The sequence below is a fragment of the Neobacillus sp. WH10 genome (assembly GCF_030123405.1).
Classification (GTDB): domain Bacteria; phylum Bacillota; class Bacilli; order Bacillales; family Cytobacillaceae; genus Neobacillus.
The window spans coordinates 2381070-2405414 of sequence record NZ_CP126110.1 but is presented as its reverse complement, the minus strand read 5'-3'; the positions used below and the strand labels follow the sequence as shown (position 1 = coordinate 2405414).

The following is a 24345-nucleotide window of genomic DNA, read 5'->3' as shown; positions in this document are numbered from 1 at the left end:
TCGCTCATATTTTTTTATAAATTATGATATATATATCCACCGGCCAATCCGTCCCGATTCTGGCTGCGGTCACCTTTTTCTTCTTTTTTCTCAACTTGATTTGCTAAATGTTTTAGGGTCTCAATGCAACTTGAGCATTGTTTCCCTTTTTGTATCATTTTTCCGCACGTTTCACATGGATAAGATAGGTTAGGAAAATCATTCACCAGAATTCGGCCTGCCCAGATAAATTGACGAATTTGAGCAACCGAGACCCCAACTGCGTCGCTTAATTCTTGAATCGTAATTCCGGAATGTTCACGCAGATAAGCTGCTGCCTTCAAAAAATCATTTTCTTGTTTTTGATAACAACCCTCACAAATATTTCTAACTCGGAGGAATAGCTTCCCACATTTTGGGCAGTTCGTTAGTTTTGGTGTACTCAAAAGTCCTCCCCCTCTTTTTGTTTTTTACTTACTAAAAAAAACAAGAAATCGTGTGACCATTTAGCTTGCTAATACTTTATTAATTGAATCTATAACGCGATCAGCTTGAAAAGGCTTCACAATAAAATCTTTCGCACCTGCTTGAATTGCTTCTAATACCATTGGCTGCTGTCCCATTGCCGAACACATAATAATTTTAGCTTGTGGATGAAAAGCTCTAATTTCCTTAACGGACGTAATACCATCCATATCAGGCATTGTAATGTCCATAGTCACTATATCAGGCTGAAGCTCCCGATATTTTTCAATGGCATCGGCACCATTTACTGCTTCTCCAACAACTTCTAGTCCATTCTTGTTTAAAATATCTTTTAACATCATGCGCATAAACGCTGCGTCATCAACGATTAATACCTTTGCCATTGCATGCTCTCCTCCATTATTCATTGTTGAAAGTTACATAGTCATTTTGGTTAGACGGTCGATAGGGTTAATAATATCTGTTATACGAACACCGAAGTTCTCTTCGATTACGACCACTTCACCTTTGGCGATTAACTTGTGATTAGCTAATATATCCACAGGTTCTCCTGCCAATTTATCCAATTGGATTACAGCTCCTGGTCCTAGTTCCAGGATTTTGCGGATTTGCATTTTCGTCCGCCCCAACTCCACTGTTATCCCTAATGGAATATCAAATAACATATCAATATTACGTGCTCCGGCACTTGCTGATGGTGTCTCGGAGATAGCAGCATATTCAACTTTTTGTACTTTAGCATTTGTCGAAGTGGATGTCATAGTTTGTGAAGTCTCCCTTCTATCACCATTTAAATTTGTTGATAGTTGAGATGGGCTTCCCACCGATGTTGTAACGACTTCTTCTTCCAAAGCCAAACTAGCTGTTGCTTCATTGGGAGAAAGGATTTTTTGGATCATTTCTTTTCCAAATGACAGAGGAATTAGCTGTATCATATTGGAATCAATAAGGCTGCCTACCTTTAATCTGAAGGAGACTTCGATAATAATATCATCCTCAAATTGTTCTAGTTTTTTCGGTGGAAAACCGAGAACATCAATTGACGGCGGTGAAATATCGACTTTCTGTTTAAATATTGTCGACATCGATGTTGCCGCAGAGCCCATCATCTGATTCATCGCTTCTTGAACAGCGCTGAGATGTAATTCAGAAAGATCAACTGTAAGGTTCGTACCATCACCGCCCATCATCAAATCGGCAATGATTTTTGCATCCTTTTCTTTAATCATTAACAGGTTTTTGCCGCGGATCCCTTTCGTATAATCGACGTGAACGGCAACATTTCTTTCTTGTATTGTTTCTTCCATTCGATCTCGCTCAATTACTGACATGGTAGGTGTAGTAATTTCTACACGTTGGTTCAATAAAGTAGAGAGAGCTGTGGTAGAACTTCCTAAAGATATATTCCCAATCTCCCCTAATGCATCTTTCTCCATGGAACTTAAAAAATCATCAATTGATAAACTTTGCTTTGAATTATTTTGATTGAACAGCGTATTGATCTCTTCTTTAGATAATAAACCATCGCCCATCTTATAGACCTTCTCCTTCCGTCTCGATTACTTGATCGATTTGCACTGCATAATGCCCTTTTTGAAGACCGGGATTCCCCAAAAACCTTGTCAAATTATCAACTTTAACTTGTAGTTTCCCTGTTTCAATTCCGATTACATCTCCTATCTGGAGATTAAATAAATCGGAAACCTGTAAAGTCGCCTCCCCTATTTCAGCAATTACGGGAACCGTAACTGAATCTAGGTTTTGCTTTAATTTATCCTGCTGAGGTACATTGGTTTTGGATATGAAAGAAAGCATTTGGTGCGTTGATAACTTAGGAAGCACCGGTTCTACAATTAAATGCGGCAAACAAAGCGTCATCCGACCTGTAATCTCTCCTATAGTAGTACGTAGAGCAATGATAATCACTGTTTCATTTGGTGATGCGATTTGAATAAATTGTGGATTGGATTCTATCGCATCCCATTTTACATTAATTTTTTCGATGTTTTTCCATGCCTCTCGATACATTTCAAACGCACGAGTAAAAATCCTTTGTATGAGAACTGTCTCGATATCCGTTAATGTTCCGCTCCGAGTAGATGGATCCCCTTGCCCACCTAGCAAACGTTCTAATATAGCATAGGCCACTTGAGGATTAATTTCCATGACCATTTTTTCATCCATCGGTTTCACTTCAAAAACGTTCAAAATCGTTCGCGAGGGGATGGACGCGATAAATTCCTGGTAGTTCACTTGATCTACCAGATCGATTTCTATTTGAACAAACGTTCTGAGTTGAGCTGAAAGATAAGATGTCAACAATCTGGTAAAATTCTCATGAATTCTCGTAATGCTTCGTAATTGCTCTTTGGAATACCGCATCGCCCGTTTGAAATCATATACTTTTACTTTTTCTTTGTTCTCTGTTACATCAGATGCTTCCAATTCACCATTATTTAATGCTGATAAAAGGGCATCGATTTCTTGTTGCGATAATATTTCCGCCAAAGGGCATCCCCCTAACTCTTCCCTGAGTTATTAAAACATTTTTTTGTTAAAGTTAATACGATTAACTATTTCTAACCAATACTATGGTTATCGTTTCAAATTCACTACTTCTTCCAAAACTGAATCCGAAGTCGTGATTGTTCTAGCATTAGCTTGGAAGCCGCGTTGCGCAACAATCATCTCAGTAAATTCTTCTGTTAAATCAACGTTTGACATCTCAAGGACACCGGCGATAAATTGACCTCCGTAATTGTTTTCTACTCGGCCAATATCAGCTATACCTGAATTACCTGTTTCCTCATACATTGTATTCCCAGCCTTTCTTAAACCTCCAGGGTTAGGAACGACAGCTGTAGTCAAGGAAATATTTTCATTTTGATTAGCAGTTGGCGAATCGTTCAAATAATATTGACCATTGGCATCCATTGCTAATTTCCCAGTTTTACCATCTTCATCCACTACGTTAATATAACCGTTTGCATCGATAGAATAAGAAGTGAATTTCTTATTATTTACTTCATCTTTAGTTATGTTAATCTTAACTTTTTCTTGAACCCCAGTTGCATCCTCTTTAACACCTGACACAAAAAATCCATTGGAGTTAACTAGATCTCCATTTGCATCTCGTGTAAAATTACCAGCCTTCGTTAAGAAGCTCTTGCCATTCAATGCTGGATCTTCAGGAGTAATAACAAAAAATGCGTCTCCATCAATGGCTAAGTCAGTGCCAACGTAAGTTGTCATAGGACTTCCTGGTGTATGTATTGTATCTATGGAAGCGATCTTTGATCCAAGACCAATTTGCTTTGGATTTACCCCGCCCAGCTGGCCAGTAGGAGCAGTCGCTCCAGCAATATTTTGACTGATAATATCTTGAAATACAACGCGACCTTTCTTGAATCCTATCGTATTGACATTGGCAACATTATTACCGATTACATCAAGTTTTGTTTGAAACCCTTTCATTCCCGAAATACCAGAGTAAAGTGACTTTAACATATTTTTTTCCTCCCTATTTTCTTATTTTTGATAGAATTATTTCGATTCAGGTGTGACTTCAGGTGGTTCAGGTGTGACTTCAGGTGGTCCAGGTGTGACCTCCTTGATTTCAGTCACTAGGTAGCTAGGAACTTTTTCCTTCCCAACCAGATAAAAATAGTTTCCATCTTCGCTAGATACTCCGGTCACCACACCGGTTTCTGGCGATGTGGCATCTTTTGGTGTCCAGCTAATTTCTTTACCAATCGCAGCAGTATACTGATTGATTTGGCTATTGGCAAATTTCCCAAAAGCGATATTTAAATTCGTCATTTGTTCCAAAGAACTAAAAGTTGCCATTTGTGCAATAAAATCTTTATCTTGAAGTGGACTAGAAGGGTCTTGATTTGCTAACTGTGTTACAAGAATCTTTAGAAAATCATCTTTACCTAAAATGCTTTTATCTTCGTATGGCTTAATATTATTAAACTGGGAATTGTTATTAGGAACAGTTTTGACCTCCACCCAATTTGTTTTTCCTTCGAATGGCTTAATATTATTAAACTTGGATTTGTTATTAGGAACAGTGTTGATACCCAACAAATTGGTCATTCCATGTTAACTCCTTTCTAAGCCGTAAAATCGATACTAGAAGTGGTATTGGCAGGACCACCTCTGTATGTAAGCGATATCGTTTCTGTGTCTAATTCGTTTTGATCAGTATCTTCCTGATTTTTTGATAGCTCCTGTTCCGGTGATGTTCGTTGCTCAGGAGATGAACCAGAACCGCCTTGAGAAAAGGATAGACTTGCTTGGTTTAAATCTATTGGCACCGGCGTTTGCTGCACGATATCAAGTTTTTGAACAACAAATCCATGTTGCAGCAAAGACTGCTTTAACTGGTGCAGCTGGCCTTCTAAAGCTTCTTTCGCTAATGATGTATCCGTTAAAATTTGCGCTGATACCAGTCCCTGCTGGGATGTTATTTTTATCTCAATATGGCCTAAATGTTCAGGAAACAAAGAAAATTTAACCTGCGTACTACCTTGCTGGCCATTAGTAAATCTTATATTACTGCTGATCCATTCACTCACTTCCGAAGAAAATTCTGAAACTTGAAGAAGTGGGAAGGACGATTCAGTTTTTGGGGCAATTGAACCATTAGGAACTTGCATCTGTTGCTGCTTAACTAACATTTGTCCAAAAAACTTTGTAAGATCTTCCGATGGTTTAGTTAATGGATCTCGTACAAAATCACTTATCCCTTTGATATTCGGTTCAGTTTCAGGTATAAATGAAAACATTACTTGATTTTTATCCAAACTTAACATAGGTTTTGCACTACCATTTTCAGCTGCAAACAACTCATTTTTTTGTAATTGGTTGTTTAATAGTGTTGATCTGTCAATGTTATTTTCAGTATTAAATTCATCCAAAATTAATTGGAGTTTATCCTTTATTTGACTGGGAATCTCCAATGTTTTTTGTTTATCAAGTAGCTGCAATTCAGAAAATAACTGGGCGATTCCTTGAATCAACTGACTAGTGTCGTTAGTCGATGTTTGACTAAAATCTTTCACAACTTGTAACAACTGATCCATTGAATTATTACCATCAATTGGGGCAAATTGGCTTTGACTTAACAAATCAGACTCAACTGGTTGAAATGACTCGGTTGCTTGTGCATTTGGTCCTTGCTGAATGCCAACAATCAACGCTGTTAAAATAGCGTCTAATTGAAGCCAGTCCTCTTCTTGGATAGTAGTTGGATTATTTGGGCCGCGTTCAGTATTAGAAAGATTTTGTAATGGAGTTGCTGACTGCCCGTCCGAATTACCCCCAAAATTAAACATTGCTAAAATCTGATCAAAAGAGTTCACTAAATCTTCGGATTTTGAGAACGTCTTTGCTTTCCCACCTTCAGATTGATTTGTTTGATTTATTTTGATAGGAATTTGGGTAATATCCAAACTTCTTCCTCCCTTCCATTTGGAATTTTATTTCAATTACTTTCCATTATAACTCATAGAAAAGGTTACGTCATGAGATTTTTTAGTAAAAAATAAATTTATATTTATTATTCTTACTAATATTTTTTGATATTTTTCTATCAAAAGAGTTATTATTTACTAACTTAAACATGAATAATAATCTTCTAAACACTGCTTTTTGATAGTTTTTGATATGTTTTTGTTTATTTTTGGATTCAAGTTGATAGTCATTCGCTATATTCTGGATGCTACAAATATTTTCTGTATATTATTAAGTACTTGTTAAAGGAAATGTTATTTCAAACTGAAACGATCTGTCTTATCAGAACTATATAAAGGACATTATTTCTTGGTACATTTGTGAAAGCGCAAATTGTTTATCAGCATATCCTGCTTCTAAAACCGCTTTGGGCATTCCATAAACAATACAGGAATCCTCTGCTTCTACAAACACGCTGCCATGATATTTTTTTACGATTCCACATCCTTGCATACCATCTACTCCCATTCCTGTTAAAATTACAGATAATAGCCGATCGGCAAAAATGGGTGCCGCTGAATTAAGTGTTATGTCAATGGAAGGCTTGTATAAAGCTTCTACTGCTTCATCGTTATCCACTTTAAAAATAACAGTGCCATCTGGTTTTTTTTCAAACCGAGTTTGAAAACCCGAGGGTGCTATATAAATTGTCCCCTTCCTTACTAGTTGACCATTTTGTGCTTCTTTAACATTTAGTTGACATAGGCTATTAAACCGTTCAGCTAAAGGTTTTGTAAAACCAGGTGGCATATGTTGGGCAACGACTATTGGTATCGGTAAATTCGCTGGAAAATGAGGGAGAATTGTTTGTAAAGCAGAAGGGCCGCCAGTAGAACAACCAATGAAAATAAGATCAGTACTCTGGCTAATCCTTTTTCTTACTTCTTTTCGTTGCGGGTAAACCACTTTTGCTTCACGAGGAAGTTTAGCTTCCACAATCCCTCTTAATCTCATAAAAAATTCTTGACTATGATTAACACTGTTCTGAGGTCCGATTAGATTTTCTTTTAAAAAGAAGTCAACGGCTCCTAGCTCCAGAGCATGTAATGTTTCCTTTGCCCCTTCACCAGTTCGAGAGCTTAACATAACTACTGAAACCGGGGTTGATTGCATAATTTGCTCCAATGCCTGCAAACCATTCATTTTTGGCATTTCCACATCCATGGTAACAAGATCAGGCTTTAGTCGTTGAACTTTTTCAACAGCCTCAACCCCATTCCTTGCAATACCAATCACATGAAATTGCGGATCCTCTTCCAGCATATTGCTAATGGCCCTTCTCATAAATGCAGAATCATCAACCACTAATACACTGTACTGTTTCATTCTGATCAGATTCCTTTCGATAATAAAAAGTCTTATCTGAATCCACTTTTTTAAACCCAAGTGTCATATCTGTAATGGATTCAGCGTGGCCAAGAAATAAATACCCACCGGCTGCCAAATTTTGATGTAAACTTCGTATAACCCGCTTGGTCGTCACGTAATCAAAATAAATCAAAATATTTCGACAAAAAATGATATCAACATCACCTAATTGAGATATATTATCTTGATCAAGGAGATTTAAATGCTGAAATTGGATCATTTTTTGAATGGACGGAATAATTTGGTAGCCGCCATCTTCATTTAGGAAATATTTCTTCAAGAGATGCTCAGGGGTTCTTCTGAAAGCAAACGAACCATGATGGTACCATCCCTTTTTGGCTTTTCGAAGAACCATTTTGTCAATATCCGTTGCTAAAATCTCTACCGATCCAGGTAGAAATTTTCCCGTTTCCTGAATCAACATGGCCAAGGAATAGGGTTCCTCTCCGCTTGAACATGCTGCACTCCATATTCGTATAGGACGATTTCTATTTTCTCTCATCATAAGGGACAAAACATATGAACAACACTCGTTTAATTGATTCTCCTCCCGATAGAAATATGTTTCATTGATAGTTAATAACTCAACAAGTACATCCCATTCAGAAGGTGATTTTTCTATGTATTTACAATACTCCCAGTGAGTAAGGCCGAGCTCCGATACACGCTTTGAAACTTTTTCTTTAAGTAAATAAAGCCGCTCAGCAAATCGTAATCCACAATATTCATAAATAATTTGACTTAATTTTACTAAACCATTATCTTGCATTTTGATCACCTTTTACTTCCTCTATATAACCAATAATATGGACAGGCTTTAAGTTATTAGTTCTTATTTGTTAGTATAAAATTACTGGATAAATAGACTCTCGTCAAATTATATTTATCCATTTACATAAACAATTTATAGTTTGAAATCTACCTAAACCTTAAACTCCTCAGTAAATTTTTTGATACCAAAGTTATTTTTTTATTTATAAAATTATTTAAACAATATTTGTATAAATATTTTTGATGTTAGTATCAAATTTTTTTCAAAATAAAATACACTAATCAAAAAAACGTTATTGTCGAATTTTACCTATTGACGTACAATGACATTATCAAACATTTTCAAATAAAATTAAAAGGAGAAAACGATGTCAAGTATTTTAGGGATTTTGATAGCACTTCTTGCAATTGGGTTCGGAATGGTGTTAAAAGGAGCTTCACTAGCTGCACTATACAATCCTGCAGCATACCTAATTATTTTTGGAGGAACGGCTGCTGCAATCTTGGTAGCTTTCCCATTTAGTGAAATTAAACAGTTTCCTAAATTGCTTAAAATTGCCATGTTTGAACAAAAACTGCCTTCAAAAGCTGAGCAAATTTCAATGTTAGTAGCATGTGCGGAAATTGCAAGGAAAGAAGGCATTCTTTCGCTTGAGGAAATTTCCTCTAATATGTCTGACCCCTTTTTCAAAAAAGGACTTGAACTAATTATTGATGGTTATGATATTGCGTTCATTGAAGAGGTCTTATTAGATGAGGTAGCAGCCATCGAGATGCGACACAAAACAGGTGCACTTATTTTTACTCAAGCAGGCACTTATGCCCCAACGTTAGGTGTACTCGGAGCTGTTATTGGACTCATTGCATCACTAGGGAATATTACTGATGTAGATAAAATAGGACATTCAATTTCAGCTGCTTTTATTGCAACATTGCTTGGTATTTTTTCAGGCTACGTGCTGTGGCACCCAATAGCAAATAAATTAAAACGACTTTCAAAAAAAGAACAAGAATTAAAGCTTTTAATGATTGACGGCTTGTTAGCTATTTATAAAGGGATTTCACCTAGTTCTTTAGAAAAGAAACTAACCGTTTATATTTCACCAAAGGAACGCATTAAGTACGAGCAGAAAATCGAGGAAAAAATACATGAGAAAACGGCGTGAAAGATTTGAAGTAGAGCAGGAAGAGCATATTAATGAATCTTGGTTGATACCATATGCAGATATCCTAACACTTTTATTAGCATTATTTATTGTATTATTTGCTTCAAGTAACCTTGATAAAGCAAAATACCAATCAATTATGGAAGCTTTCAAATCTGAATTAACTGGTACAAAAATTGACAGTAAAGAAGCAGGTCTCTCAATTAATACTCCCGTTAAGCCGCCTGATAAACCTGCTCCTGTTCAAGAACCTGAACCTGGACTAAGTAAAGAAGAAATAGAACTCAATCAGTTAATGGAGCAATTAAATAAGTATATTGTTGACAACCACTTGGAAACTATGATAACTCTTACTGATACAAAGCGAGGGGTTGAGATTTCCTTAAAAGATATCATTCTTTTTGATACTGGCAGCGCAGATTTAAAGGATAGTTCTTTAAACATGTTAGATGCTTTTGTAGGGTTAATGAATACCGTATCAAATCCAATTAGCATTGAGGGCCATACGGATAATGTTCCGATTAAAACTGCGAAGTTTGCATCAAACTGGGAACTTTCATCTGCTAGAGCTGTTAGTGTCCTTCATTATTTTGAAGCAAAAGATATTGCAAAAAATCGACTGCAATTTGTTGGATATGGAGAATTTCAACCTCTTTATCCAAATGATACAGCAGAACATAAACAGGCAAATAGGCGTGTAAATATTATTATCTTACGAAAATACTAATAGTTTTTTTGATAGTCATTAATTAAAAAAGTCAGCTCCCCCCTCTTATGGGAGCTGACTTTTATTTATATTTTTTTCACCATTTGAACCTGCTCAGTGGTTACCTTAAACCCATGGTTTAATAGGTATTGAATGACTGGATTTGAAAGTGATCCGTTAATCGTTATAAAATTAATAGGACTACTTTCCCCTTCAGAAATGGAAGAGATAACGCCTTGAATAATTTCTTCAGATACATCACCACAAATTTCAGATTGATATAAATATACCTTCTCCAAATTTCCTTCTTGACCCCAAACTCTTTTAAACAAAGAATAGCCTAAAGTGTTCTGCTCCTTGTCTAGATAGATTTGAGCTTCACCAGATTTTACACTTTGCCACTGACATTGCCAAGGAACATTATCTTTATAAAAAGAAAATGTTGCAAGTTGTTCCGGACGAATGATCTTGGTTTGGATACTGGTGTTCCATGGTAATCTCTTCTCGGGATAACCACTTAAAAATACGAGCGAATCCGTTATACTATAACCAAACTTTTCATATAAGCGAATAGCTCGTACATTTTCCTTTATAGCCTCTAAGGTAGCCATTTCGATATCTTCCTCAGCATAAATTTTTAGAACCTCTTCCATTAACAATTTCGAAACACCTTTTCCGCGATAGTTTGTTGCAATTCCAGTTCCGCCATTCCAAGCTATCTTCTTCCCGTCAATCATGCGAAATCCATTTAATACAATGGCGATCGGTTCTTCTCGGTCGAACGCAACTATGGAATGCTTTAAGGATAATCCTTCATTTACAATGCGGTTAAAGAATAGTTCAGCAGTCATGTCCATTTGAACAAAATAACCTTCAAATCCCTTATTCCAGGCAATGAGTATATCTTCGATTGTACATTCGAATAATTTTTTAAATGTAATTTTCATAAAATTACTCCTTTAATGATTTTTAACTTTGAAAAATCTGAAGGAGCTATCAAAGTTAGGAAAGCCCCTTATAAGAAACTCTAAAAATAATGGGTCTTGGTCCCCTTATTGTTTTTTTACATTTACCCTTCTCCCCTACATCGCATGTCCCCCGCCATCAACAATCAACACGTCACCAGTTACAAAGTCCGATGCAGGTGCCGCTAAAAATAACGCAACCCCCTTAAGGTCGGTATATGAGCCAAATTTTCTTAACGGGGTACTTTCAAGTATGGCCTCGCCACCTTGATCTATGATAGCTTTAGACATTTTCGTCGGAAAAAATCCTGGAGCAATCGCGTTAACATGGATACCGTACGGCCCCCATTTTACGGCTAAATCCTTTGTAAATGTAATAACTGCACCCTTACTGGCATTATAACCAATCGCATTCATCACATTAGGATTGATACCATTTAAACCGGCAACCGAAGCAATATTGATAATTTTACCCGATTTTTGTTCGAGCATCACTTTTCCAACAGCTTGTGACATTAAGAAGGTACCAGTAACATTGACATCCATCACCTTTTGCCAAGCCTCCAGCGGCATCTCCTCAACTGGAGCGCCCCAAGAGGCACCGCTGTTGTTAACAAGAATATCAATTCGACCAAATTTCTCCATTGTCAGTTCAACAACATTTCTAACGTCCTCCGGGTTTGTTACGTCACATTTTATAGCAAAGCTCTCAACCCCTAGCTTTTTCAGACCTTCACATACTTCATAACATGCTTCAAGTCTTCTCGAACAAATCACCACATTTGCCCCTGCTTCAGCAAATCCTTCAGCAATTTGCTGCCCAAGACCCCTGCCGCCTCCTGTTACAATTGCTACTTTTCCAGTTAAATCAAATAGCTGTTTCACATGCATCGTACTTCCCCCTTATAAAAAGAATCATCGATATTTTTTTAATTCGTATCTGGCAATTGCCCGCTTGTGAACTTCATCTGGACCATCTGCCAGTCTGAGTGTACGAATATTGGCCCAGCTTGCTGCAAGTGGTGTATCTTCACTGACCCCAGCAGCCCCAAACGCTTGAATCGCATGATCGATAACCTTTAATGCCATATTGGGAGCAACCACTTTAATCATTGCGATTTCAGCCTTTGCTTCTTTATTTCCAACGGTATCCATCATGTACGCTGCTTTGAGCGTAAGTAATCTAGCTTGTTCAATTTGAATTCTTGCCTCCGCAATCCATTCCTGGATAACACCTTGCTCGGAAAGTTTTTTTCCAAAGGCAATCCGGCTCTGAACACGCTTACACAATTCCTCTAAAGCACGTTCTGCGGCGCCAATCGATCTCATACAATGATGAATTCTTCCTGGTCCAAGCCGACCTTGCGCAATCGCAAACCCTTTTCCCTCATCCCATAACATATTAGAGGCCGGTACCCGGACATTGTTATATTCAATTTCCGCGTGGCCATGTGGAGCATGATCATATCCGAAAACAGGCAGTATTCTTTTAATGGTTACTCCAGGTGCATCAAGAGGAACAAGGATCATCGATTGCTGTTCATGAGTGGGAGCAAATGGATCATTTTTCCCCATGACAATGGCAATTTTACAGCGAGGATCCCCTGCACCTGAAGACCACCACTTTGTTCCATTTATGACGTATTCGTCACCATCGCGAATGATACTTGCCTGAATATTAGTAGCATCTGATGAGGCCACATCCGGTTCCGTCATCGAAAAACACGAACGTATTTCACCATCTAATAAAGGCCTGAGCCATTTTTCTTTTTGCTCTTCTGTTCCATAACGAACAAGAACCTCCATATTTCCCGTGTCAGGCGCAGCACAATTGAATACCTCCGGGGCCATCGCCGACCGGCCCATTACCTCGCAAAGTGGTGCATATTCTGTATTAGTTAAGCCAGCCCCAAATTCACTTTCTGGTAAAAACAAATTCCATAATCCCTTTTGTTTTGCTTTTTCTTTTAGTTCTTCCATAATCGGTGGAACCTTTGAAAAAGGCTCTTTTTTATCAATTTGATCAGCGTATACACTTTCATTTGGATAGATGTATTCATCCATAAATACTGTCAGTCTATTTTGCAACTCTATTACTTTTTCGGAATAGCTAAAATTCATTTTATTTCCTCCTTTATAGATTCTCGTAATCCTGTCATGTCTGGAAAAAGAGATCCCACCATCACAAAAATAAACCCCAGCAGCAAAAAGGAAGTCCTTATTGTTGCTAGGTACAAATCATTCATCCATTTAATAGTGGTGGAACACTACCTCACCCTTTAAAACATCATTCCCCTGTTGGTTTACTGCTTGGACATTAAAGCGCAGCACATGCTCCTGTTTTTCTTTTAAAGTGGCTTTAAGAGTAATAACATCATTTAAAAACACCATGCCTTTAAAACGGATAGAGTAGTCTAGAATAAACCCATCCTCATAATACTCGGTAAATAGCTTCGCCAAATTTCCCATCGTCCACATGCCATGGGCAATAATTCCTGGCAAACCCGCTTTTTCCGCCTCATCATCAATCGTGTGAATCGGATTAAAATCGCCAGAAGCACCGGCATACTTAATCAAGTCCAACCTAGAGACGGGCTTAAGCTGAATTTCCTTTAGCAATTCACCGACTTGTAATTCCGCCACCATACTCATCTAGTCAACACCTTCCTCACTGCTTCAGATATGACAATTGTAGAGGTTGAACTGAAAATTGTAGTTCCCTTCGAATCTTCACCGAAGCTTTCAAGCACGAGGAACCCCATTTGACCAAATGTCCCTTTTTTCTCAAAATACTTTTTCACGATTGAGTAACAGTAAACCTCTTCCCCAACAAATAAAGGCCGTACATAATGGAATGTTTGCTCCCCGTGAATCAAGCCTTTATCTGGGAGATTTAATCCTTCAATGGCACCATAATCAAATACCCTTGGGAAAGTGGGCGGTGCAATATTATTTTTATATCTAGAAAGTCTTCCTGTTACCTCATCAAAATAGATAGGATGAAGGTCGTCAATTGCTTCCGCAAATTTCTTTACCGCTCCTCTTTCAACAACATTTTTTACCTTGTTCGATTGTTTGCCTATTTGATCCTTGAACAATTGACCATCCCCTCATCTTCAATTAATTTTTTGGCCCTCCGGCTACGTATATAACTTGACCATTAACGAATGATGACTTTTCATCAGCAAAGAAGGCAACAGCATTGGCGATATCCTCCGGCTTTCCAGTGCGGCCAACCGGGATTGCGGCAACGCTTGCCTGAATAAATTGCTCGAAAGAAACCCCGATTCTTGCAGCTGTCTCCTTCGTCATTTCAGTTTCTATAAATCCAGGTGCAACTGAGTTTGCTGTGATTCCATATTTACCTAATTCTATCGCTAATGTTTTCGTAAAGCCTTGCAAGCCTGCTTTTGCCGCAGCATAATTTGCCTGCCCGCGATTTCCAAGAGCAGATGTTGAAGAAATATTGATGATTCGGCCATATTTTTGTTCAACCATATATTTTTGCACGGCACGAGCAGCATTAAAGGATCCCTTTAAATGTACATCCATAACGGTTTGCCAATCTAAATCAGTCATTTTAAATAATAGATTATCTCGGATAACTCCTGCATTATTGACAAGAATATCAACAGACCCAAATGTCTCGTAAACCTCCTTGACGGCGTTTTCCACCTGCTCGGCATCGACAACATTAGCGATCTTTGAATAGACATCATGACCTTTTTCTTTTAACTCGCTCGTTGTCGTGCCTAATGCCTCTTCATTTAAATCGATAAAGGCCACTTTTGCGCCTTCCTGTGCAAAAAGGTCAACTATCCCTTTTCCAATTCCGCGGCTTCCGCCTGTCACCAATGCAACTCTCCCTGCAAATCTGCCTGTCATATCTTTTCCTCCTGAACTAAAAAATAATAATTCCTATTGGATTATGCATACATTTTAACTTTTATTCTTAAACTCTATCTTTTTACTATTAAAAGAATATGCAAGATTCACCGGAAGCATACCTACCGGTTGGTATGTTATCTTCATTTTATTCCGAAAGTTCAGTTAATACAAGGTGGAATTTAATTAGTTTTATCTTTCTAGTTTATTTTCCTGTCTATTTACAAATAATAAGAATGATATTCATTAAGAATATCATCGTTTCAAAGTATCCTTTGATGAGGTGATTTTTGATGGGCTATAAAGATCGTTTGGATCCGCACTCAGAACTCTTTCACCACCATACGACGCGTCCAAAGTTTGCCAGGTCACAGGTAAATGGACAAACTCAATTGACGCATGATGCGATCATCTTAAGGAGCAATACCAAGGCACATCGCTGGTAACGACTTGGTATCGAAACGAAAAACGGCAGTTATTGAAATATACTGCTGTTAAGAGAAAAGGCCCTTCTCAAAAAAAATTTGTGCAAGGGTCTTTCTTTTTTAAAAGAAAATATAAATTTGACTTTGAGATATTTCCGACTTCATAAGAAAAAATCTTCGGAAGCAATACTTCTCACAAAGGAAAAGCGTTAGCTTTTTCGAGGAGCGTCATGCGTCGGGACAACTACACTAAACGAACACTTGTGCTTTTATAATCTGACTAAACTTCTTATTGAATTTGAACCTTCCTACCTATATTATAAATTCTAAATACATAATTATTTACGGGAGTTGGTAGGACTATGTTTGAAGATTTCACAATTAGAGATGCGGAAATAAATGATTTACCAGTCATAGTAGATATTTACAATTCAACCATTCCCGGAAGATTGGTAACAGCTGATTTAGAGCCAGTTTCAGTAGAAAGCCGGATGCAATGGTTCAATGATCATTCTCCTGCTTTTCGTCCATTATGGGTTTTAGAGATGCACGACAAGATTTGCGGGTGGGTAAGCTTTCAATCATTTTATGGCAGACCTGCATATAATAACACAGCAGAAATCAGTATTTATATTGATCAAAATTTCCGCGGCAAGAAGCTAGGGAAATTTCTCATTCAACAGGCTATCGATGCTTGTCCAAAGCTTGGAATCAAGACTCTTCTTGGTTTTATTTTTGGTCATAATCAACCAAGTATTAAACTTTTTAATTGCTTTGGGTTTGAAAAGTGGGCACATCTGCCGAATGTTGCAGAACTGGATGGAATTGAAAGAGACTTGCTTATCCTTGGCAAAAGAATAGTTTAACCACATAAATAAAGCAGTGGTGGTGTTCAAACAATTACTGCTTTATTTTTTTTTATCCCTTTTTTATATCTTTCCAAAAGTAATTTCCAGAAATGCATTATTTCAAAAATATTCTTCATCTAGTACTATATCCAATAGAAGAAAATTTTTTCTACCATTCTTGGACACTTTGTTTCCTTGAAAGAAATGGAGATTTTATGAACAAAAAAAAGCTAGTCATCCTTTACTTCATTACTAGTTTTATTTGGATTTATGGATCAAACTATTTAATTCAACAATTTGTACCTCCTTCCATTATTCCTTTAGTTGAAAGGTCCAAAGAATTTTTTTATGTGCTCGTCACAGGTGGTTTCTTTTATTTTTTTCTCAACAAGAAACAAGAATTAACTGTTTCCCGTGAGGATCAAAAACGTCTATCAACGTTAATCAATTCAATGGTTGACTTTGTTAACTTCAAAGATGGCGAAGGAAGATGGATTGAAGCAAATGATTTTGGCTTGAAATTGTTCCAGCTTGAAAATATAGAATATCGTGGAAAAAAGGACTCAGAATTAGCTGAATATACTGCTTTTTATGCGGATGCCCTCAGGTACTGTGAGATTTCTGATGAGGAAACCTGGGAAAATGGGGAAATTACCCGTATTGAAGAAGTTATCCCCATACCTAACGGTTCATTAAAAATATTTGATACCATCAAAGTCCCTCTTTTCCATTCTGATGGCTCAAGACAAGGTTTAGTAATTATTGGACGGGATATTACAGACAAAAAGGAAATGGCAAGGCAATTGGCTGAAAGCCAGCAGCAATATAAATCATTATTTGAATACAGCCCGGATATCGTTTATATGTTAGATTTGGATGGGAAGATTACTAACCTAAATCCCCAATTTGAAGTCATTACAGGCTTCAACCGTGAAAAGATGATTGGGAAAAATGTAAAAGTTCTATTACCTAAAAAGTATAAAAGATTCCTAAAGCATTTTATTTCCTCTGTTGTAGAGGAAATAAAGCCGCTCGTGTATGAAATAAAAATCCCGCAGGTAAATGGAAATATGATTGCTTTACAATGTACATCGGTTCCCATCATTATCAATGGAGAAATTACGGGAATCATTGGATATGGCAAGGATGTAACCACCTTAAGAAAAACAGAAGAGCGTTTAAGAATAACGGAAAAACTTTCTGTTGTTGGAGAATTAGCTGCTAGTGTTGCCCATGAAATCCGTAATCCTCTTACCTCCTTAAAGGGTTTTGTACAGATTTTACAAGTAGAAGACGGGAAGCATCAATTTTATTATCAAATCATGTTAGATGAATTAAACAGAATTAATCACATAGTTGGTGAACTCCTTCTATTAGCTAAGCCGCAGCATCTTAAATTTACAAACGCTGCAATTCAAAAGATATTGTATGATGTCATCTCATTATTAAGCACTGAAGCCAATTATAATAATGTTCAAATTGAATCCGTTTTTCCGGAACAAGAGATTTACCTTGAATGTGAACCAAACCAGCTTAAGCAATTGTTTATCAATATTATTAAAAATGCAATTGAAGCTTCGGTAAATTGCGGGAAAGTAGTGATTGGCCTTGAACTATATGAGAATGATCAAGTTTTCATTACGGTCAAAGACGATGGATGCGGGATTTCCAAGGATTTATTAGGCAAAATTGGTGAACCATTCTATTCTTCCAAAGAAAAAGGAACTGGCTTAGGATTAACAGTCAGCTATAAAATTGTTCAGTCACACAAAGGAACCATACGATTTGCCAGTCAAAAGAATCAAGGAACTACGGTTCATATGACCCTGCCTCTCAATCAGAAAGACAAACGAAACTAAAAAAGCAACAAGCTTTCTATGGAGAGCTTGTTGCCTTGTTCTTCCGGTTCCGGAAAAAGGCAATGATTAGTAATATGGTGGGAATGATTATTTGAAAAGGCCATTGCACATAAACAGGTACAACCCTTAACCCTTCTTCAATATGTTCCGCATAATTCGAAGCAATCGTTACTGATGCAAGAAGGATCATTAAACCTATTGGAAAAGTTAACTTCTGGTGGTTTTTAAATTGAAAAAGATCTGTTGCTCCAACAACCGCTGCATAGAAAAACAGTGAAATTTTAAAGAAACACCCAATCATTAAATAAATCAAAAAAAATACATCCAATCGTTCTATAAAATTAGCCAATTGAATTTTACCTATAGTCGTAAGCAACGGGAAATTTGAGCGCTCATAAAGATCTATCCCAAGTGTAGCTATATTGATGGCAATAGTAAGCGAAATATTTATTCCAGCTAAAATCATCCCACCCATACATGCAAGTTTTACTTTTTTATAATTGTTTATCAAAGGTAGTAGCATGGTAAAGACAACCATTTCTCCAAATGGAAAGGTGAGTGTTCCCTTAATAAATGTTATGAACACAGGCTTCCATCCATATTCTAAAACTGGTTGAAGATTTTCCAGATGTATTAATCCAGAAAATAAAATGAGGAGAAAACCAGCCAGTGCCATTAGATAGATTGCCCCAAAAAATAGTTCCCCCACTCTCGCAATTACTTCAATACCTTTATTAATCGCATAAATGATGATCAGTATCATCAAGGAATTAATAACAATGAGAGGGGTATTAACATAAACGGTATTTGTTAATAGTTCACCAAAATCACGCAAAACTCGTGTAGACATATCGATGAAATATACGACATATAAATAACCAAGCAGTCTTCCCATCCATTTACCGGTAATTTTTTGAACATAACTTGTAAATGGCAATGATGGATAATATTTATATAGCTGATAATAAACAAGAAAAAGCAGTAAGCCCCCTGCTAAGCCTAACAACATAGCCAGCCATGCATCCTGTTTTGCCGAGACCCCAAGACCTAAAAGTATTGCACTGCCCATTTCGAACAAGACAACTAGTATAAACAGCTGGGAAGCTTTTATTTTTGCCTTTTCCATGCCTAATCCCCTCACTAAGGGTTTATTGATTAAAATTTGACCAAAACGGTTTTGTCCGGATTCCTTCCCTGCGGCTATAGGAATCTACCTTCACATTCACTTCAAGTTCAGCAAAGTGCTCGTCCCAATTTCCTTTTAGCTTCTTCCAAAGTTTCGGATCCTTTTTGTGAACCTTCTCACCAAAACCAAAAATATCACTCTTCATTTTTTGAGCTTCTTTTACTGTTGCCATAATTTGTCTTTTTATTTCTTTTTCGACAAGCTTATCAATTTTCTCGATCTCATTTGGATCGGTTAAGTCTATTGCCGTATTTACTTCGGTAATCCAGCCTTCATCTTTAATCGAAATGTCGATAACAGGTTTCCCATGCTTGATTTTTACAGCCACTTTCGTTTTTGTGCGCAATGGAGCCATTGTAATTGCTTCCTTTTTTTCTCCCCAATCCACATTTACCGCTGTACTTTTTACTTTATCTAATATCCAAATTACTCCTCGTGCCTTTTCGTGTTCAATCCACCCAATTAATTTTCCTTTTTTAAAAACAGCTAAACCATCAGCAGAAAGAATTGCTTTTGTTTTTGTTTCAAGCAAGTCCCCTGCTCTCCCTGCCATTTCAACGTCACCAGTCACTTTATAACCATTGACAATAGGCTCTTTTCCATTGCTGACTACCCCGCTAAGGAAATCATCGATAGTAATTTGCATATTTTCACCTAACATATCTTCTGTCGCCTTAATCTCCTTTGTAATCTTATTAACTGGCAGTTTATCGAGATTTGCTAAAGAGGAAACCAATACATTCGCAGGGGTACCCCGCGTTATCACAAGTTGGGTTGTTGTTCTAAATTCAGGATCGCGGTCGAGCACATCCATTATATTAAGGAATCCATCCTTAGCGACTTCTTCACTTATGGCGACTAAATTGGTGTGTGCATAATATAATCGCCGCGAAATTTGTTTGGTTGCGTTTCTGGCGGCTTCTGTTATAGTATCCCCGGAACTTGAATAAACAGCTATCGGCAAACCCTGTCCTCCTCCACTCCCCTGTCCTAAGTTAACATTCGCAGGGTTTACAATTTGGAAGGAAACGGAAAACCTTTTGTCTTCGCCTTTGTCAATTCCCACCGCCATCACAAAAGCTAAATCTGTTAATTCTTTTTGATTCCAGCAGGCACTAAGAAAAGAAGAACATATTATAACAAGTAAAATTACTACAGTTATTTTTCTCATTATGATCCACCCTTTGATGATGGATCATCCTCTTCTGATGGCGGACCAGGTTTTTGATTTTCTCCTTCTCTTACCATATTGTCTTTACTAATAAACTTAGGCCTATTTTTCATCGCCCAAATTGGAAGACGAGCGAATACATCCTCCTGATTTCGTATGTTAAACGGCGCAAGCGGCATCATATAGGGGATACCAAATGAACGTAATGAGCATAAATGGATAGACAAAAATATAAGACCTAACATGATCCCATAAACACCTAAAATAGTGGATAAGGCCATCATTAAAAAACGAATTAACCTTGCCGCAATTGCCATGCCAAAACTAGGTGTAGAAAAATTGGCTAATGCGGTTATCGAAACAACTATGACCATTACGGGAGATACAATTCCAGCCTGGACTGCCGCTTGACCTATGACAAGCGCGCCAACGATTGAAACTGCTTGACCGACTGCCCGAGGAAGCCTTAGTCCAGCCTCCCTTAATATTTCAAAGGTTACTTCCATAATTAACGCCTCAACAAATGCGGGAAAAGGCACATTTTCACGTTGTGATGCAATCGCAATCGCCATCGTTGTTGGGATCATCTCCTGATGAAAGGTTGTACCGGCGATATAGATGGCAGGTCCTATAAGGGCAATATAAAAAGCCAATATTCTTAAAAGACGAATTCCAGTTGAAATATCAAAACGAAAATAATAATCATCAGGTGCCTGGAAAAATTGAATAAATATCGCAGGGACGGTAATGACAAACGGCGTCCCGTCCACAATTATCGCGATTCTTCCCTCAAGTAACTGTGAAGCTATTACATCCGGTCTCTCTGAATGAAAGGTAGTCGGAAAGGTAGTCCAAACTTGGTCCTCAATCAATTGCTCAACATGGCCAGATTCAATGATAGAATCAACATTGATCCTGTTTAACCGTTCTTTAACTTCCGTGACGATTTTTTCATTGGCAATTCCCTTCATATACATAATTGCTACATCAGTTTGCGAGACTTTGCCCACCTTTATCGTTTCTAGCCATAAATTTGGACTTTTTATCCGCCTTCGGATTAAAGCTGTATTGGTTCGCATTGTTTCTGTAAAAGAATCTTTTGGACCGCGGATTGATAATTGGGTTGAAGGTTCTGTGATCGCACGCATATTCCAACCCTTTGTTTCTACGTCAATCGCTTTATCATAACCGTCCAAGAAGAACAGTGTATTTCCTGAAAGAAACGCATCAAATACTTGATTCCAATTTGAAATAATTTTATAATTACCTAAACCAACGGCTCTTTCCATCAATTTTTGAAAAGAATCCTGTGAATGATCGATGATTTCTTCAGTCAGAGATTCAAGAAAAAATTCACTGATCATTTTATTATCAGCCAATCCATCAATATAGACGACAATGCCTTTATGGTTTGATATAGAAAACTCACGTAAGCATAAATCTGTACTGTTTCCAAATTCTTCTTTTATCCGGGCTATATTGTCTTGATAATTCCTAAGAATGGTTTGGTCTTCCGGTTTTAGCGGATCTTGCTGCTGTCTGTAATTATCATCCTGTCGTCTTTTTTGCTCTTTTTTCAAAATTTTAGACAAAATCGACACAATCCCCGCCTCACTTTAAGTAAACAAAAATTCCTTATTACTATTGGATAGATTGCCCAAAGAAACTAGAGTTATCCCTGCATAATAACTAAAATGAGTGAAATTATAATAGTATTATTCGTTGTAGGTGAAGCGGTTGAAACTTTTTATGGTAACCATTTTATTAGCTGGCGGTTTATTGATGATGATTATTTCTATGGACATGATAATGGGAGTAAAATTTCCGGAGATTATTTGGAAAGCTGTAAATCCTTTTAGAGTAATGGAATCGGCAGAATATCTCATTTTATTTCTCCTTTTCTTCCTTTTTCTCAGCAGAAGAATGTGGTTATTTCTAAAAAAACGTGATAACAGCAATTCATCCTCCAATTAAAATGCGCTGCGGCTAAACAATTATAAATGTTCAGTGAAATACAATCTACTAATTGTAAAAAGCCCACTTAAAGCGAGCTTTTTTCCTGATTCGATTCACGACTTTCGACAGCGGGTTTCTTTATTAAGATTGATTGCAGGCGCTTGACTCTTTTCTTCCATTTCATTTTTGTTTCTACATTTGGCCCATACACATAACGGTTCCAAAAATAATAGATGGATTCTTCAATGATCACGAATATGCAAAAAATTATAATGCAAAAAGTAAGCCCAACCCACATATCAATGACCCCTTTTCAAATGATAATTCATCCTATTCGATTACCCGCTAAAGAAGTACTGACAATGTTGGAAGATGCATATTTACATTACTTTTTCCTGCCTTGATATTCTTGTTTTTAAAAAAGTTCGGTTACCAGCAATGAAGAAAATGATACTTCCCAACGATAAAATCGCAATAACCCAAAACATGATTTGCCCGCTAAAATGACTTAGGAGGTAACCCCCAATGATCGGCCCTAAAAAGTTCCCAATTTTTCGAAACTGTCCGGCTCCAAAATAAGTTCCACGCATATGTTCTGGGGCAAGCTCATCCATCATCATGCTGTTAGAAGGGAAGATAAATATCTCGCCGATTGTTAATAAAACCATTGCCAAAATCGCTGTTAACCAACCGTTAACAAAACTAAATCCAATTAGACCGGCTGCAATAAAGAGCGAACCAGCAGACATACCCTGCAATAAGCTGAATCTTTCAGCAAGATGGCTAAGCGGTATCTGTAATAATACAACCATCACAGCATTAATGGTCAGCAGAACCGAGAAAATAGCTACTCCATTCTCTAGTGTTCCTTCTAATACTTGTGGCAAATTGGAATCAATTTGCACATAGCCGATATTTATTAAAATAATCCCAATTATAAGATTCCGCAATGCCTTATCCGTTTTTAATATTCGAAAAGCTCCTGCAAATGTAACGACTTTCTTGATTGTATCTTCTTTAGATATTACAAGTTTTTTCATAAATACTGACAAGACAATTCCATAAAGCAAATAAGTTGAACCGGTGATGGCGAAGGATAGCTTAGCTGATGAATTTGCCAAATATGCCCCTAGGAGCGGTCCAACAGAGGCACCAATATTTATCGCTGTATAGCGTAAAGAATATACTTTCATTCTCTTGTTCTTATCGGTTACATCAGCCATTAAGGCTTGGGATGTTGGTTCAAAAAATGATGTGCAAAGTCCGTTTAGAGCATTTAACACGATAAACCAGCCTTGTCCTGCTGCCATAGTGAATCCATAATAAACCAACGCTAACGTAAACAAAGCGGCAAGCATAACCGGTTTCCTGCCAAACCGATCTGATAAATGGCCGCCAATAAATCCACCAACTGTTGCCATTAACGGACTCATTCCTACTGTTAAACCAATTATAATAGGTGAAAGATCCATTTGCCTTGATAAATAGATTGATAGAAAAGGCAACGTCATAAAAGCGGATCCCCTTGTTAAAACCGTTCCGATTAACAAAACCCACACAATTGGATGGAATTGGACAAAATAGTTTTTAACCTTAGTCATATGTAATGCCTCACAATAGTAAAGTTTATTTCTCTAGTAAACCAATTTGTGTGAATAATGTAAAGAATTTTCTTAGCATTAAGATTTATCCAATATTATTAAGAAACTTATTTCCGTGTTCAAACCAGTAAAAAAGCCAGCACCCATAGGGAACTGACTTCTTTACTTCTAATTTGGATCCTTGTATTTTAACGCCCGTTCACTGTCACCATAACCTTTGGTGGTTGGATCCTGTACGAACCCTAACATAGACAACAAAACAAATACAGCATTTACGAACGATAAAATTGAATTTTGGATTGCATCAGTTATTTGAAAATCAACTAGACCTAATGAATGTAACCCTGATAATAGCATTTGTACTACAAGTAAGGTTTGTGAAATAAATGCGATCACCCATTTCCGATTTCTGAAGCGGACTCTCCAGTTAATCATGCTCTCATCCCCTTCCTATAT

Annotated in this window: 27 protein-coding genes; 6 read left to right on the top strand and 21 right to left on the bottom strand. The window is 37.2% G+C overall.

The features are described from left to right. Nucleotides 1-14: 14 nt before the first annotated feature. The 9 genes from QNH20_RS11400 to QNH20_RS11360 all read right to left on the bottom strand — a co-directional run bounded on the left by QNH20_RS11400 (nucleotide 15) and on the right by QNH20_RS11360 (nucleotide 8119). Nucleotides 15-425, bottom strand: coding sequence for a flagellar protein (locus tag QNH20_RS11400; RefSeq protein ID WP_283922999.1), 411 nt, complete (start codon nucleotides 423-425; stop codon nucleotides 15-17). Nucleotides 426-485: 60 nt separating this feature from the next. Further along, nucleotides 486-848, bottom strand: coding sequence for a response regulator (locus QNH20_RS11395; RefSeq protein ID WP_283922998.1), 363 nt, complete (start codon nucleotides 846-848; stop codon nucleotides 486-488). A gap of 33 nt (nucleotides 849-881) precedes the next feature. Beyond that, complete coding sequence (fliY, locus tag QNH20_RS11390) at nucleotides 882-1997, bottom strand: flagellar motor switch phosphatase FliY (RefSeq protein WP_283922997.1); 1116 nt, start codon at nucleotides 1995-1997, stop codon at nucleotides 882-884. A 1-nt stretch (nucleotide 1998) separates the two neighbouring features. Continuing rightward, on the bottom strand, nucleotides 1999-2973 hold the full coding sequence (gene fliM / locus QNH20_RS11385; protein WP_283922996.1) for a flagellar motor switch protein FliM: 975 nt from the start codon (nucleotides 2971-2973) through the stop codon (nucleotides 1999-2001). A gap of 87 nt (nucleotides 2974-3060) precedes the next feature. Beyond that, a complete protein-coding gene (locus QNH20_RS11380; protein WP_283922995.1) occupies nucleotides 3061-3972 on the bottom strand; it encodes a flagellar hook-basal body complex protein in 912 nt (303 codons plus the stop codon). Nucleotides 3973-4008: 36 nt separating this feature from the next. Further along, a complete protein-coding gene (flgD, locus tag QNH20_RS11375) occupies nucleotides 4009-4563 on the bottom strand; it encodes a flagellar hook assembly protein FlgD (RefSeq protein WP_283922994.1) in 555 nt (184 codons plus the stop codon). A gap of 17 nt (nucleotides 4564-4580) precedes the next feature. Continuing rightward, nucleotides 4581-5921 (bottom strand): flagellar hook-length control protein FliK, encoded by a 1341-nt coding sequence (locus QNH20_RS11370; RefSeq protein ID WP_283922993.1) that lies wholly within the window; start codon nucleotides 5919-5921, stop codon nucleotides 4581-4583. A 349-nt stretch (nucleotides 5922-6270) separates the two neighbouring features. Further along, a complete protein-coding gene (locus tag QNH20_RS11365; RefSeq protein ID WP_283922992.1) occupies nucleotides 6271-7308 on the bottom strand; it encodes a protein-glutamate methylesterase/protein-glutamine glutaminase in 1038 nt (345 codons plus the stop codon). Continuing rightward, nucleotides 7280-8119: a CheR family methyltransferase gene (locus QNH20_RS11360; protein ID WP_283923393.1), complete on the bottom strand. Its 840-nt coding sequence runs from the start codon at nucleotides 8117-8119 to the stop codon at nucleotides 7280-7282. The genes QNH20_RS11365 and QNH20_RS11360 overlap by 29 nt, the downstream gene beginning before the upstream one ends. A 370-nt stretch (nucleotides 8120-8489) precedes the next feature. On the opposite strand from QNH20_RS11360, the gene motA reads away from it, so the two are divergent. Beyond that, nucleotides 8490-9287: a flagellar motor stator protein MotA gene (gene motA / locus QNH20_RS11355; protein ID WP_283922991.1), complete on the top strand. Its 798-nt coding sequence runs from the start codon at nucleotides 8490-8492 to the stop codon at nucleotides 9285-9287. Beyond that, entirely contained in the window at nucleotides 9271-10014 is a 744-nt protein-coding gene (locus QNH20_RS11350) for a flagellar motor protein MotB (RefSeq protein WP_283922990.1), read from the top strand. Before motA ends, QNH20_RS11350 begins: the two co-directional genes overlap by 17 nt. Nucleotides 10015-10079: 65 nt before the next feature. Here QNH20_RS11350 and QNH20_RS11345 read toward each other — a convergent pair whose 3' ends face one another. The 6 genes from QNH20_RS11345 to fabG all read right to left on the bottom strand — a co-directional run bounded on the left by QNH20_RS11345 (nucleotide 10080) and on the right by fabG (nucleotide 14843). After that, nucleotides 10080-10940, bottom strand: a complete 861-nt coding sequence (locus QNH20_RS11345; protein ID WP_283922989.1) for a GNAT family N-acetyltransferase — start codon at nucleotides 10938-10940, stop codon at nucleotides 10080-10082. A gap of 135 nt (nucleotides 10941-11075) precedes the next feature. After that, the gene (locus QNH20_RS11340) at nucleotides 11076-11849 is read right to left on the bottom strand and encodes an SDR family oxidoreductase (protein WP_283922988.1); all 774 of its coding nucleotides are present in this window, start codon (nucleotides 11847-11849) and stop codon (nucleotides 11076-11078) included. A 24-nt stretch (nucleotides 11850-11873) separates the two neighbouring features. After that, nucleotides 11874-13079, bottom strand: coding sequence for an acyl-CoA dehydrogenase family protein (locus tag QNH20_RS11335; RefSeq protein ID WP_283922987.1), 1206 nt, complete (start codon nucleotides 13077-13079; stop codon nucleotides 11874-11876). A 129-nt stretch (nucleotides 13080-13208) separates the two neighbouring features. Further along, nucleotides 13209-13610, bottom strand: a complete 402-nt coding sequence (locus tag QNH20_RS11330) for a MaoC/PaaZ C-terminal domain-containing protein (protein WP_283922986.1) — start codon at nucleotides 13608-13610, stop codon at nucleotides 13209-13211. Continuing rightward, nucleotides 13607-14056 (bottom strand): MaoC family dehydratase N-terminal domain-containing protein, encoded by a 450-nt coding sequence (locus QNH20_RS11325; protein ID WP_283922985.1) that lies wholly within the window; start codon nucleotides 14054-14056, stop codon nucleotides 13607-13609. Before QNH20_RS11325 ends, QNH20_RS11330 begins: the two co-directional genes overlap by 4 nt. Before the next feature lie 22 nt (nucleotides 14057-14078). Next, the gene (fabG, locus tag QNH20_RS11320; RefSeq protein ID WP_283922984.1) at nucleotides 14079-14843 is read right to left on the bottom strand and encodes a 3-oxoacyl-ACP reductase FabG; all 765 of its coding nucleotides are present in this window, start codon (nucleotides 14841-14843) and stop codon (nucleotides 14079-14081) included. 293 nt (nucleotides 14844-15136) lie between these two features. Between fabG and QNH20_RS11315 the strand changes: the two genes are divergently transcribed. The 3 genes from QNH20_RS11315 (at nucleotide 15137) to QNH20_RS11305 (ending at nucleotide 17975) form a co-directional block, all read left to right on the top strand. Further along, the gene (locus QNH20_RS11315) at nucleotides 15137-15289 is read left to right on the top strand and encodes a YpzG family protein (RefSeq protein ID WP_283922983.1); all 153 of its coding nucleotides are present in this window, start codon (nucleotides 15137-15139) and stop codon (nucleotides 15287-15289) included. A gap of 341 nt (nucleotides 15290-15630) precedes the next feature. After that, on the top strand, nucleotides 15631-16134 hold the full coding sequence (locus QNH20_RS11310; protein WP_283922982.1) for a GNAT family N-acetyltransferase: 504 nt from the start codon (nucleotides 15631-15633) through the stop codon (nucleotides 16132-16134). Nucleotides 16135-16331: 197 nt separating this feature from the next. After that, nucleotides 16332-17975, top strand: a complete 1644-nt coding sequence (locus tag QNH20_RS11305) for a PAS domain S-box protein (protein ID WP_283922981.1) — start codon at nucleotides 16332-16334, stop codon at nucleotides 17973-17975. Between the two features lie 16 nt (nucleotides 17976-17991). On the opposite strand, the gene QNH20_RS11300 is transcribed toward QNH20_RS11305, so the two are convergent. From QNH20_RS11300 to QNH20_RS11290, 3 genes are read right to left on the bottom strand one after another with little or no spacing between them, the layout of a single operon-like run. Then, entirely contained in the window at nucleotides 17992-19101 is a 1110-nt protein-coding gene (locus tag QNH20_RS11300) for a GerAB/ArcD/ProY family transporter (RefSeq protein WP_283922980.1), read from the bottom strand. 22 nt (nucleotides 19102-19123) lie between these two features. Beyond that, nucleotides 19124-20332 (bottom strand): Ger(x)C family spore germination protein, encoded by a 1209-nt coding sequence (locus QNH20_RS11295; RefSeq protein WP_283922979.1) that lies wholly within the window; start codon nucleotides 20330-20332, stop codon nucleotides 19124-19126. Continuing rightward, nucleotides 20332-21933, bottom strand: coding sequence for a spore germination protein (locus QNH20_RS11290; protein WP_283922978.1), 1602 nt, complete (start codon nucleotides 21931-21933; stop codon nucleotides 20332-20334). The genes QNH20_RS11295 and QNH20_RS11290 overlap by 1 nt, the downstream gene beginning before the upstream one ends. 136 nt (nucleotides 21934-22069) lie before the next feature. Between QNH20_RS11290 and QNH20_RS11285 the strand changes: the two genes are divergently transcribed. Further along, a complete protein-coding gene (locus QNH20_RS11285; RefSeq protein WP_283922977.1) occupies nucleotides 22070-22306 on the top strand; it encodes a YczF family membrane protein in 237 nt (78 codons plus the stop codon). Between the two features lie 67 nt (nucleotides 22307-22373). On the opposite strand, the gene QNH20_RS11280 is transcribed toward QNH20_RS11285, so the two are convergent. The 3 genes from QNH20_RS11280 to QNH20_RS11270 form a co-directional block, all read right to left on the bottom strand. Beyond that, nucleotides 22374-22586 carry a hypothetical protein gene (locus tag QNH20_RS11280; RefSeq protein WP_283922976.1) on the bottom strand — a complete coding sequence of 71 codons (213 nt, stop codon included), beginning with the start codon at nucleotides 22584-22586 and terminating at the stop codon, nucleotides 22374-22376. 82 nt (nucleotides 22587-22668) lie between these two features. After that, nucleotides 22669-23889 (bottom strand): MDR family MFS transporter, encoded by a 1221-nt coding sequence (locus QNH20_RS11275; protein WP_283922975.1) that lies wholly within the window; start codon nucleotides 23887-23889, stop codon nucleotides 22669-22671. Between the two features lie 168 nt (nucleotides 23890-24057). After that, nucleotides 24058-24324 (bottom strand): phage holin, encoded by a 267-nt coding sequence (locus QNH20_RS11270; protein ID WP_283922974.1) that lies wholly within the window; start codon nucleotides 24322-24324, stop codon nucleotides 24058-24060. Between the last annotated feature and the right edge of the window lie 21 nt (nucleotides 24325-24345).